Origin of the sequence: Marinibaculum pumilum (assembly GCF_042646425.1) — a bacterium.
Lineage (GTDB): Bacteria > Pseudomonadota > Alphaproteobacteria > Ferrovibrionales > Ferrovibrionaceae > Marinibaculum > Marinibaculum pumilum.
In genome coordinates this window covers 149,994-162,216 of sequence record NZ_JBHRTR010000020.1, presented here as the reverse complement: position 1 = coordinate 162,216, position 12,223 = coordinate 149,994, and the positions used below count along the sequence as shown (strand labels likewise).

Genomic DNA, 12,223 nt, shown 5'->3' with positions numbered 1-12,223 from the left:
GCGCCTGCGTCAAGCGCGCAGCGGCGCGGCGGAGCTCAGCCGCGCCAGAACTCCGGGTTGAACAGGACCAGCACGGTGAACAGCTCCAGCCGGCCCAGCAGCATGGCGAAGGCCAGGATCAGCTTCGCGCCGTCGGGCAGGGTGGCATAGTTGCCCGAAGGGCCGATCACATCGCCCAGGCCGGGCCCGACATTGCCGACCGCGGATGCGGCGGCGGAGATCGCGGTGAGGAAGTCCAGGTCGTACATCCCCAGCAGGATCGCCACCACCATCACCGACAGGCCGTACAGGAAGAAGAAGCTGGTCACCGCGACCGCGACTTCCGGTGGCACCACCTGGCCGTTGTAGGTCGGGTTCCGGACGCCGTGCGGATGCACCAGGCTGAAGAACTGCCGGCGCATGGTGATGAACAGGATCTGGAAGCGGAACACCTTGATGCCGCCGGTCGTCGACCCGGTGCAGCCGCCCAGGAACATCAGGGCAAAGAAGGCCGCGAAGGAGAAATGCCCCCACAGGCCGTAGTCGACGGCGGCATAGCCGGTGCCGGTGATGATGGCGACGACGGAGAAGGCGGTCTCCCGCACCGCGCGGTGCACCTCGGTATGGACGTTGGACAGCAGCCAGACGGTGATGATGACCGTCGCCACCAGGCAGGCCCCCAGGAACCAGTGCAGCTGGCTGTCCTGCAGGAAGGCGCGCGGCCGGCCGTTCACCGCCAGGACCAGGGTGCCGAAGCTGACCCCGCCGATCAGCATGAACACCACGGCGGTCCATTCGATCGCCGGGCTGGCGAACTGCCCGATGGAGGCGTCGTAGGTGGAGAAGCCGCCGGTCGACAGGGTCGTCAGGGCATGACAGACCGCGTCGAACAGCCCCATGCCGGCGATGTAGTAGGCGATGATGCACAGTACCGTCAGCCCGACATAGATGCCGCCGATATTGGAGGCGAACTGGGTCGCCCGCGGCAGGATCTTCTCCAGCTTGTCGGAGCTTTCGGTGCGGAACAGCTGCATGCCGCCGATCTGCAGCATCGGCAGCACCGCCAGGCTCATCACGATGATGCCGACGCCGCCGATCCATTGCAGGATGGCGCGCCACAGCAGGATGCCGGGCGGCTTCGACGACAGGTCGGTCATCACCGTGGCGCCGGTGGTGGTGATCCCGCTCATCGCCTCGAACAGGGCATCCACCGGGCTGAGCCCGATATCGGCGATGGCGAAGGGGATCGCGGCGAAGGCGGTCATCAGCACCCAGGCCAGGGTGGTGAGGATGAAGGTCTGCCGGACCGTGATGCGCGATCCCGTGCTCTGGGAGGCGGCCAGCATCACGGAGACGGCGAAGAACAGGGTCAGCAGGGCGGAAATGAGGAAGACCACCCAATTGTCGTTCCCGTCGTCGGCATCGACGATGGCCGGCAGCAGCATGGCCGCGGCCAGGATGCAGAGCAGGGCGCCGACCGCGGCAAAGACCGGGCGCAGGTCCTTCATCGGCGGCCCTGGGCAGGGCGGGCGCGATTCGGCCGGCTGGCGGCCTGGCGGACCGGTGGTGACATGGCGGGACGCTGTGCTCCGGGTGCAGGCCGGTGATCTGGATGCTCGGCGCATACTGCTGGGGGCGATGCCGGCCGGCAAGGTCGCATTGCCATGACGGCCCGGATCGCGCAATGACGGCCCGGATCACGCAATGACGGAAGGCAGGCCATGAACCCGGTGCTGCGCGGCATCCTGCTGATGCTGGGGGCGATGCTGCTGCTGGCCAGCATGGACACGATGGCCAAGTACCTGACCACCGTCTATCCGATCGCCCAGATCCTCTGGCTCCGTTTCGCGGTGTTCCTGGTCGCGGCCCTGCTGCTAGCCCGGCTGTGGCGGGGCGCTGCGCCCGACCGCGCCGCCCCGGAACCCGCCGCCCCGGATCGTGCCGTCGGGTCACCCACCGGCTCCCCCTGGCGCTCCCGCCGGCCGCTGCTTCAGGTCCTGCGCTCCCTGGTGCTGGTGGCGGAGATGTCGGTCTTCATGCTGGGCTTCCGCCACCTGCCGCTGGCCGACGTCCATGCCGTTGCCGCTGCCTCGCCGCTGGTCGCCGTGGCGCTGGCGGCGCTGCTGCTGCGGGAGGAGGTGCCTGCGCGCCGCTGGCTGGCGGTGGCCTGCGGCTTCGCCGGCGTGCTGCTGATCCTGCGCCCCGGATTCGCCGATTTCGGCTGGCTGCAGGCGGTGCCGATCGTCGCGGCCTTCTTGTGGGGCGGCTACCAGGTCTTCCTGCGCTATGTCGCCCGATTTGATCCGCCGGCGGTCACCACCTTCTACACCGCGGCCACCGGCCTGGCGGCCGCCTGCCTGGTGGCGCCCCTCCTCTGGGTGCCCCCCGACGCCCAGGGCTGGCTGCTGCTCGGCATCCTGGCCCTGCTGGGCGCGGCGGCTCATGTCACCCTGATCCTCGCGCTGGACAGCGCCCCTGCCGCATTGCTGCAACCCTATACCTATACCCTGCTGCTCTGGGTCACCCTGCTGGGATATCTGGTGTTCGGCGACCTGCCAGACCTGCTGACAATCGTCGGGGCGGCGGTGGTGGTCGGCAGCGGCCTGCTGGTGCTGCGCGACGACCTGCGCCGCGACCGCCGCCGGCGTCGGACCTGACGGGCGTCGGACCTGCCGGGCGGCCGGCGTGACGCCGCCGCGCAGGCTGTGCCGGGTGCCGATGGTGGCGGGGCCGGTGCTGGTTTAGAGTCCCTGCACTCGCAGGAGAGCCTCAACAGGAGAGCCTCCACAGGAGAGCCTCAGGGGGGAGGAGGTGTCATGGACGCGCGTGTCGACGAGGTCCATCACGAGCAGCTGGAGCGCGTCATGCAGGCGGCCCATGCGCGCCTGGATCCGCGCCAGGCGGAAGAACTCCGCGCGATGGGCGAGGCGTCCTTCCGCTATATCCCGGACGAGGATCTGGAGCCGGAGCGGGCCGACAAGGTCTATGGCCTGCTGCTGAGCCTGTGGAAGTTCGGCGAGCGGCGGAAGCCGGGCAGCAGCGCGCTGCGGGTCTTCAACCCGCGGGTCGAGGCGGTGGGCTGGGTATCCGGCCATACCGTGGTCGAGATCGTCAACGACGACATGCCCTTCCTGGTCGATTCCCTGGCGGCCGCACTCGGCCGGCGCGGCCTGCGGGTGCATTCTCTGGTGCATCCGATCCTGTTCGTGGAGCGCGATGCGAACGGCCAGCGCCTCGGCCTGCGCGCCGACGGGCAGCCGCGCGCCGGCGGCACCGTGATCGCCGAATCGATGATGCATATCGAGATCGACGAGCAGACTGACCAGGCCGTGCTCGACGAGATCGAGGCCGAGCTGCAGGTCGTGCTGTCGGATGTGCGGGCGGCGGTGGACGACTGGCCGGCGATGCTGGCGCAGGTCGATTCCTGCCTGGCGGAGCTGGCGCAGGCGCCGGCGCCGGTCAGCGATGCCGACCGCAGCGAGGCGCAGGCCCTGCTGCAATGGATGCGGGACAATCATTTCACCTTCCTCGGCTATCGCGAGTACGACTACCGGGAAGAAGGCGAGGCCCTGGCGATGGTCGCGGAAAGCGGCCTGGGGCTGCTGCGGGACCCGTCGCGCCGGGTGATGCGCCAGGCGGGCAGCGACCAGTCGGCCGCGGACATGGCGCCCGAGGTGCGGCAGTTTCTGCGCGAGCCACGGCCAATGCTGATCCTCAAGGCCAATGTCCGCTCGACCGTGCACCGGCCCGTGCACCTGGACTATATCGCGGTGAAGCGCTTCGACGCGGACGGCCATGCTGTCGGCGAGCGCCGCTTCATCGGGCTTTTCACCTCCGCCGCCTACAATCGGCTGCCGGGGGAGATTCCCTACCTCCGCGGCAAGGTGGCCCGCATCCTGGAGCGCGCGGACCTGCCGCCGCGCAGCCACGACGCCAAGGCGCTGCACAACATCCTGGACACCTTCCCCCGCGACGAGCTGTTCCAGATCGACGAGGACACCCTTTTCCGCTTCGCGCTGGCGATCCTGGCGCTGCAGGATCGGCCGCGGCTGCGGCTGTTCGTGCGCTACGATCCGTTCCAGCGCTTCGCCTCCTGCATGATCTTCGTGCCGCGCGACGTCTGGTCGAGCGAGCTGCGCCGGCGCTTCGAGGGGATCCTCTGCACGGCCTTCGACGGCCATGTCGCCAACTTCTATACCCAGATCGGCGACGATCCCCTGGCCCGCACCCTGGCGATCATCTCCACCAATCCCGGCGCCGTGCCGGAGGTCGACCTGGCGAAGCTGGAGCAGGAGCTGGTGCGTGCCACCCGCAGCTGGACCGACCTGCTGCGGGACGAGCTGACCGACCGATATGGCGAGGAGCGCGGCCTGAAGCTCTGGCGGGAGTTCCGCGAGGGCATTCCCCGCGGCTACCAGGAATTCGTCGATCCCGCCCATGCGACCTTCGACGTCGCCACCATGAAGGAGGTGAAGGGCGGCCGCCGGCTGGCGCTGAACCTGTACCGCCCGATCGAGCTGCCCGACACCCAGTGCCGCTTCAAGCTGTTCAACCGCGACACGGCTGTGGTCCTGTCCGACGTCCTGCCGATGATCGAGCGCATGGGCCTGCGGGTGCTGGAGGAACGCCAGTTCCGCATCACGCGGGACCTGGGCGAGGGTGCGCGCACCTACATGATCCACGACTTCCTGCTGCAGGTGGACGGGCAGGGGATCATCAACATCGGCGCCGTGAAGCAGGATTTCGAGGAGGCCTTCGCCGCCGTCTGGCGCGGCGAGGCGGAGAGCGACGGCTTCAACAGGCTGGTCCTTGCCGCCGGGCTGAACTGGCGCGAGGTCGTGATCCTGCGGGCGATCTGCAAGTACCTCCGGCAGACCGGCATCGCCTTCAGCCAGGATTATATGGAGGAGGCGCTGGCCTCCAATCCTGTGGTGGCGACCGATCTGGTGAAACTGTTCCACATCCGCTTCGATCCGCAGGCGGCCCGCGACCGCGAGGAGCGCGAGGCGCAGGCGGAGGCCGTCGCGCGGTCCCTGGCGGAGGCGTTGGACGCGGTGCAGAGCCTGGACGAGGACCGCATCCTGCGCCGCTTCCTGAACGTGGTGGAGGCGGGGCTGCGCACCAACTTCTACCAGCCGGGAGCGGACGGGCCGTACAAGCCGTACCTGTCCTTCAAGGTGAACAGCCAGCTGGTCGAGGACATGCCGGCACCGGTGCCCTACCGGGAGATCTTCGTCTACGCGCCGGAGGTCGAGGGCATCCACCTGCGCGGCGGCCCGGTGGCGCGCGGCGGCCTGCGCTGGTCCGACCGGCGGGAGGATTTCCGCACCGAGGTGCTGGGCCTGATGAAGGCGCAGATGGTGAAGAACGCGGTGATCGTGCCGGTCGGCTCGAAGGGCGGCTTCGTGCCCAAGCGCGCGCCTGTGGGCGCCGACCGCGATGCCGTGATCGCCAACGGCATCGCCTGCTACAAGACCTTCATCCGCGGCCTGCTGGACGTAACCGACAACCTGGACGGCGCGGACCTGCTGCCGCCGGCGGAGGTGGTGCGCCATGACGGCGACGATCCCTACCTGGTGGTCGCCGCGGACAAGGGCACGGCCACCTTCTCCGACATCGCCAACGGCATCGCCGAGGAACGCGGCTTCTGGCTGGGCGATGCCTTCGCCTCCGGCGGCGCCGCCGGCTACGACCACAAGAAGATGGGGATCACCGCCCGCGGCGCCTGGGAACTGGTGAAGCGCCACTTCCGGGAGCTGGGCAAGAACATCCAGGAAGAGGATTTCTCCGTCGTCGGCGTCGGCGACATGTCGGGCGACGTGTTCGGCAACGGCATGCTGCTGTCGCGGCACATCCGGCTGCTGGCGGCGTTCGACCATCGCAACATCTTCGTCGACCCCGCCCCGGATCCGGCGACCAGCTGGGTGGAGCGCAAGCGCCTGTTCGACCTGCCGCGGTCCAGCTGGATGGACTACGACCAGGGCCTGCTGTCGCCCGGCGGGCGGATCTACGACCGCCGCGCCAAGTCCGTCACCCTGACGCCGGAGATCAAGGCCTGGCTGGGGGCTGCACGGGACACCATGACCCCGACGGAGCTGATCCGCACCATCCTGAAGGCGCAGGCGGAGCTGCTGTGGATCGGTGGCATCGGCACCTACGTGAAGGCGGCGCACGAGACCGACGCTCAGGTCGGCGACAAGGCGAACGACAGCTTGCGGGTAAACGGCTCCGACCTGCGGGTGCAGGTGGTGGGCGAGGGTGGCAATCTGGGCTTCACCCAGGCCGGCCGGATCGAGTTCGCGCTGAACGGCGGCCGGCTGAACACCGACGCGGTGGACAATTCCGCCGGCGTCGACTGCTCTGACCACGAGGTCAACATCAAGATCCTGCTGAACGCCGCGGTCACCAGCGGGGACCTGACCCGCAAGCAGCGCGACCAGATTATGGTCGAGATGACCGACGAGGTCGCGCGGCTGGTGCTGCAGAACAACTACCTGCAGGGCGAGGCGATCAGCCTGACCGAGGCGCATGGGCCGGTGGCGCTGGATTCGCACATGCGGTTCGTCCGCGAGCTGGAGCGCGCGGGTCTGCTCAATCCCCGCCTGGAGGGCCTGCCCGACGACGAGACGCTGGCGGAGCGCCAGGCTGCGGGGAAGGGCCTCTGCCGGCCTGAGATCGCGGTGCTGCTGGCCTATGCCAAGACCACGCTCTATTCCGAGCTGCTGGCCTCCAACCTGCCGGACGAGCCCTATTTCGAGGCGGACCTGGTGCGCTATTTCCCGAAGCTGCTGCAGGACCGCTTCCTGCCGGAGATGCGCGAGCACAAGCTGCGGCGGGAGATCATCGCGACGGTCACCGCCAACTCGGTGGTGAACCATGCCGGCGTGACCTTCGTAAGCGCGGTGAAGGAGGAAACCGGCGCCAGCGCCCCGGACATCGCGCGTGCCTTCGCCGTGGTGCGGGAGGTGTTCGACCTGCACAGCCTGTGGGCGGCGATCGATGCGCTGGACAACCAGGTGCCGGCGCAGTGCCAGATCCGCATGAACCTCGCCGCCCGCGAACTGGTCCGCAACGCCGCGCTGTGGTTCATGCAGAACCGCCCGGCCCCGATCAGCGTCGCCGACACGGTGGCGGAGTTCGGCCCCGGCATCCGAAAGCTGGGCGAATGCGCCCACCAATACCTGTTGGGCGAGGCGCGGCAGGCCTTCGAGCAGCGCCGTGACGGCTTCGTCGCCGACGGTGCCCCGCAGGCGCTGGCGGACCGGGTCGCCGTGCTGCAGGAACTGGCGGCGGCTCCGACCATTGTCGCCGCGGCCAACCGCCACGAGCACCGGGTGGAGGATGTCGGCCGCTTCTATTTCGCCTTCGGCGCGATGATCGGCCTGGACTGGCTGCGCGACACGGCGCTGGCGGCCGGCACGGACGACTATTGGGACCGAATCGCCCTGCATGGCCTGGTCGACGACATGTCGGACCAGCAGAGCCGCCTGGCCGCCGCCGCGCTGGCGGAATGCGGCCCCGAGATGCTGGGGGGCGATGGCGAGGCGATCCGCAACTGGGCGGCCCGCCGCGGGCAGGGCTTTGCCCGGCTGGAGCGGCTGATGGCCGAGTACCGTGCCGGCGGCGGGGTCGACCTGGCGCGGGTGGCGATCGTGAACCGCGCCCTCGACGAACTGCTGGTCGGCGGCGGCGCCGGATGATCCGCCGGGCCGCCCCCGGGCCCAATCCCGGGTCCGACGGCCGGCCGCAACAGGGGGAATGATGCACGCATGATCGCCGAGGCCGTGGCCGCAGGGCCGGGCCGCCTGCCGCAAGGCATGGCGAGCCGCAGGGCGCAGCTGTCCTGGGGATTGTTCGACTGGGCCAACCAGCCGGTCTTCACCGTCATCACCACCTTCATCTTCGCCCCCTACTTCACCGGCGTGATGGCGGCCGATGCCACCGAAGGGCAGGCGCTCTGGGGCTATGTGCAGGCCTTTGCCGGCCTGGTCGTGGCCCTGGCCAGCCCGGTCCTTGGCGCCATGGCCGACCGCTCCGGCCCCCGCAAGCCCTACATCCTGGTCTTCCAGGCGCTGACGATCGTCGGCCTGGTGGCCCTGTGGTGGGCGGTGCCGGGCTCGCCGGGCGCGCTGTGGCTGACGATCGTGGCGCTGACCGTGCTGACCATCGGCGCGGAGCTTTCCATCGTCTTCAACAATGCGCTGCTGCCGACCCTGGTGCCGCCGGAGCGGCTGGGCCGGCTCAGCGGCCTGGGCTGGGGCCTGGGATATGTTGGCGGCCTGATCGCCCTGTTCGCGGTGCTGATCGTCAGCCGGCCGGAGATGGCGGGGATCTCGGTGCCGGAGGGCGAGGCGCTGTTCGGCCTCTCGCAGGCCAGCCACGCGGTGGAGCGGCTGACCGGGCCGGCTTCGGCACTGTGGCTGGTGCTGTTCGTGCTGCCGATGTTCCTGTTCACCCCCGACGTGCCGCGGGCCGGCCGCGGCGGCCTGCGGGCGGCGGCAGAGGGGCTGGGCCAGCTGCGCCGCACCCTGGAGAAGCTGCGCGGCTATCGCAACGAGGCGCTCTTCCTGGCGGCCTTCTTCATCTACAACAACGGCGTTTCGGCGGTGATCGCCTTCGGCGGCGTCTATTTCGCGGCGACCTTCGGCTGGGGCACCACGCAGCTCGGCATCTTCGGCATCATCGTCACGATCTTCGCCGCGATCGGCTGCTTCGCCGGCGGCTGGCTGGACGATCGCATCGGCTCCAAGGGCACCGTCGCCATCGCGCTGCTCGGCATGGCGGCGGCCACCGTCGGCATCCTGTCGCTGACCGCCACGGCGGTCCTGTTCTTCGTCGACACCCCGCCGGTGACCGCCGGCGGGCCGCTGTTCGGCAGCCTGCAGGAGCAGATCGGGCTGCTGTTCGCGATCCTGATCGGCATCTGCCTGGGGCCGGCGCAGTCCGCCAGCCGCAGCATGATCGGCCGCCTGGCGCCGCCGCAGATGTTCGGCGAGTTCTACGGCCTGTTCGCCCTGTCGGGGCGGGCGTCGGCGATCCTGGCGCCGCTGCTGATCGGCCTGGTGACCCAGATCAGCGACAGCCGCCGGCTGGGCATCGCCGTGGTCCTGGTCTTCCTGTTCGTCGGCATCGGCCTGCTGTTGGGCGTGCGCGAGCGGCGGGGGCCGGGTCCCGCCACCTGAGCCGTCCGGCCCGGCTGCCCGTCATGAAAGCGAAACACTGCCGCCAAGAGCCTGTCACGCTGCGGCGCTAGGGTCCGGATGCGCGATGCCGGCCGTGCTGCGCAGGGCCGCCGCGCACCCCAGAAAAGAACGGATCCCAGGAGGGCAGGAACCTGCCATGGCGAACGAGACGGAGCTGTCGCGAACAGAGGCCTTTCAGCGTTCCGACGACGTGCCCGGCAACCCGACGTCCAACCCGACGATCGGCGACGTGCTGGCGCTGCGGTTCGGTCGGCGCGACCTGCTGAAGGGCCTCCTGGGCACCACCGTGGTGGCCGGGCTGGCCAGCAGCCTGCCGCCGCTGGCCGGCGCGCTGGTGTCGCCGGCAAGCGCCGCCACCACGGCCGTGCCCGACTATGACTTCGAGGAGATCGCCCACGGCGTGGACGAGACCCATCATGTCGCCCCGGGGCATCAGGCGGAAATCCTGATCCGCTGGGGCGATCCGGTGCTGGCCGATGCACCGGCCTTCGACCCGCAGGCGCAGACGGCGGAGAGCCAGAAGCGGCAGTTCGGCTACAACAACGACTTCATCGGCTTCCAGCCGCTGCCGGCCGACGGCTCCGACCCGAACCGGGGCCTCTTGTTCGTGAACCACGAATACACGATCCCGGAACTGATGTTCCCCGGCATGGCCCGCGACAAGGACAATCCCTTCGCCGGCATGACGAAGGAGAAGGCCGAGGTCGAAATGGCCGCCCATGGCGCCTCCATCATCGAGATCCGCCGCGGGCCCGACGGCAGGTGGGCAGTGGTGCCGGACAGCAGGTACAACCGCCGCATCACCACCCTGGACACCGCGATGGACCTGACCGGTCCCTGCGCCGGAAACGCGGCGATGAAGACCTCAGCCGACCCGGCGGGAACCAGGGTGACCGGGATGGTCAACAATTGCGCCGGCGGCACCACGCCCTGGGGCACCTTCCTGACCGCGGAAGAGAATTTCCACGGCTATTTCATGGGCGAACCGGCGGCCGATGCCGATACCGCCACCCTGAAGCGCTACGGCATTCCGGGCGGCTGGTACAACTGGGGCCAGTACGATGCCCGCTTCGACATCGGCAGGGAGCCGAACGAGGCCAACCGTTTCGGCTGGCTGGTGGAGGTCGATCCCTACGACCCGCAGTCGGTGCCGAAGAAGCGGACCGCGCTGGGCCGTTTCAAGCACGAGGGCGCCAACGTCATCGTCAACGGCGACGGCCGGGTGGTCGGCCTGTCCGGCGATGACGAGCGGTTCGACTATGTCTACCGCTTCGTCACCGACGGCCGCTACGATCCCGCCGATCGCGCCGCCAACATGGACCTGCTGGATGCCGCCACCCTGTCGGTCGCGCGCTTCGAGCCGGACGGCCGCATTTCCTGGCTGCCGCTGGTGCATGGCCAGGGGCCTCTGACCGTGGCGAACGGGTTCGCGGACCAGGCCGACGTGCTGATCCGCGCGCGGCTGGCGGCCGATGCGCTGGGCGCGACGAAGATGGACCGGCCCGAGGATGTCGAGATCAATCCGGTCACGCAGAAGGCTTATGTCGCGCTGACCAACAACAGCAAGCGCACGGAGACCGATCCGGCCAATCCGCGGGCGAAGAACATCTGGGGCCAGATCCTGGAAATGATCCCGGCCGGCGGCGACTTCGCCGGCGACGACTGGCGCTGGGAGATGCTGGTCCTGGCCGGCAATCCGAAGGATCCCGCCACCGGCGCGCAGTATCATCCCGCCACCTCCGAGAACGGCTGGTTCGCCTGCCCGGACAACCTGGCGGTCGACCCGAAGGGCCGGCTGTGGGTTTCCACCGACCAGGGCGGCGGCTGGGCCAAGGCTTCCGGCACCGCGGACGGCGTCTGGGCGCTGCAGGCCGAAGGGCCGGAGCGTGGCAAGGGCAAGATGTTCTTCCGCGTGCCGGTCGGCGCGGAGATGTGCGGCCCCTGGTTCAGCACCGATGGCGGCACCCTGTTCGTGGCGGTGCAGCACCCGGCCGCCGACGGCGCGAAGGAGTATGCGCCGTTCGGCCGCTCCTCGACCTTCGAGGATCCCGCCACCCGCTGGCCCGACTTCGCCGAGGGCATGCCGCCGCGGCCGTCGGTGGTGATGATCCGCCGCGACGACGGCAAGCCGATCGGCGGCTGAGTCAGGCCCCGTCCAGTCAGTTCCCGTCCAGCCAGTCCACCGCCTCCGGCACCACATCGCCTGGGGCGGCGGGCAGCGCGGCCAGCAGATCCGTCATGCTGCGGCCGCGCACAGGGTGCCGGACATCGGCTGCGATGTCGGCTAGCGGCACCAGAACGAAGCGCCGTTCGTGCAGCTGCGGATGCGGCAGGGTCAGGCGCGGTGTGTCCATGATCCGCTCGCCATGCAGCAGCAGGTCCAGGTCCAGCACCCGCGGTCCCCAATGCTCCCGCCGCACCCGTCCAGCCTCCGCTTCCAGGGCCTGCAGGCGGGTCAGAAGCGCGTCGGGCGGCAATGTCGTGTCGATGGCGACGACGCTGTTCAGGAAGGCGGGCTGGTCCGGGCCGCCCACCGGCGCGGTGCGGTAGAGCGGCGCGACGGCCGCCAGGTCGATGGCCGGATCGGCGGCAAGCCGACGCACGGCGGCGGCCATTGCCGCGCGCGGATCGCCCAGGTTCGCACCCAGGGCGATGTAGGCCCGGACAGCGGGCTCGCCCATCACCGGCTGCGGCGGATCCGCACGAAGGCGCAGTCGGCAGCGGGGACCGCCTGCGGCTTCTCCACCTCCAGTTCCACCTCCTGCACGGTCGCGAAATGCGCCAGCAGGGCGGCCGCGGCGCGTTCGGCGAAACTCTCGATCAGGTGGAAGCGGCCGCTCTCCGCCAGGTCGGTCAGCAGGCCGACGACCTCGGCATAGTTCACCGCCGCCGACAGCCGGTCATCGGCAACGGCGGGGGCGAAGTCGCAGGTCATCGCGATGTTCAGGCGCAGCGGCTGGCGGCGCACCCGCTCCTCGTCGAAGGCGCCGATGACGCAGATGATTTCCAGGCCCTTCAGGCCCACGGTGCCGATCATCGCG

The 12,223-nt window shown here is 69.7% G+C and carries 7 protein-coding genes; 4 read left to right on the top strand and 3 right to left on the bottom strand.

Going from position 1 to position 12,223, the window contains the following annotated elements; all coding sequences use genetic code 11:
* Positions 1–35: 35 nt before the first annotated feature.
* On the bottom strand, positions 36–1,487 hold the full coding sequence (locus ACFOGJ_RS08400; protein ID WP_379899407.1) for a TrkH family potassium uptake protein: 1,452 nt from the start codon (positions 1,485–1,487) through the stop codon (positions 36–38).
* 213 nt (positions 1,488–1,700) lie between these two features.
* On the opposite strand from ACFOGJ_RS08400, the gene ACFOGJ_RS08395 reads away from it, so the two are divergent.
* The 4 genes from ACFOGJ_RS08395 (at position 1,701) to ACFOGJ_RS08380 (ending at position 11,325) form a co-directional block, all read left to right on the top strand.
* Positions 1,701–2,636, top strand: a complete 936-nt coding sequence (locus ACFOGJ_RS08395) for a DMT family transporter (protein ID WP_379899406.1) — start codon at positions 1,701–1,703, stop codon at positions 2,634–2,636.
* Positions 2,637–2,795: 159 nt separating this feature from the next.
* A complete protein-coding gene (locus tag ACFOGJ_RS08390; protein ID WP_379899405.1) occupies positions 2,796–7,679 on the top strand; it encodes an NAD-glutamate dehydrogenase in 4,884 nt (1,627 codons plus the stop codon).
* A gap of 69 nt (positions 7,680–7,748) precedes the next feature.
* Positions 7,749–9,161 carry an MFS transporter gene (locus ACFOGJ_RS08385; RefSeq protein WP_379899404.1) on the top strand — a complete coding sequence of 471 codons (1,413 nt, stop codon included), beginning with the start codon at positions 7,749–7,751 and terminating at the stop codon, positions 9,159–9,161.
* 157 nt (positions 9,162–9,318) lie between these two features.
* Complete coding sequence (locus ACFOGJ_RS08380; protein ID WP_379899403.1) at positions 9,319–11,325, top strand: PhoX family protein; 2,007 nt, start codon at positions 9,319–9,321, stop codon at positions 11,323–11,325.
* Positions 11,326–11,341: 16 nt separating this feature from the next.
* Here the strand turns inward: ACFOGJ_RS08380 and folK are convergent, their stop codons facing one another.
* Together folK and folB are read right to left on the bottom strand one after the other, a co-directional pair.
* The gene (gene folK, locus ACFOGJ_RS08375; RefSeq protein WP_379899402.1) at positions 11,342–11,863 is read right to left on the bottom strand and encodes a 2-amino-4-hydroxy-6-hydroxymethyldihydropteridine diphosphokinase; all 522 of its coding nucleotides are present in this window, start codon (positions 11,861–11,863) and stop codon (positions 11,342–11,344) included.
* Entirely contained in the window at positions 11,863–12,219 is a 357-nt protein-coding gene (gene folB / locus ACFOGJ_RS08370; RefSeq protein ID WP_379899401.1) for a dihydroneopterin aldolase, read from the bottom strand. Before folB ends, folK begins: the two co-directional genes overlap by 1 nt.
* Between the last annotated feature and the right edge of the window lie 4 nt (positions 12,220–12,223).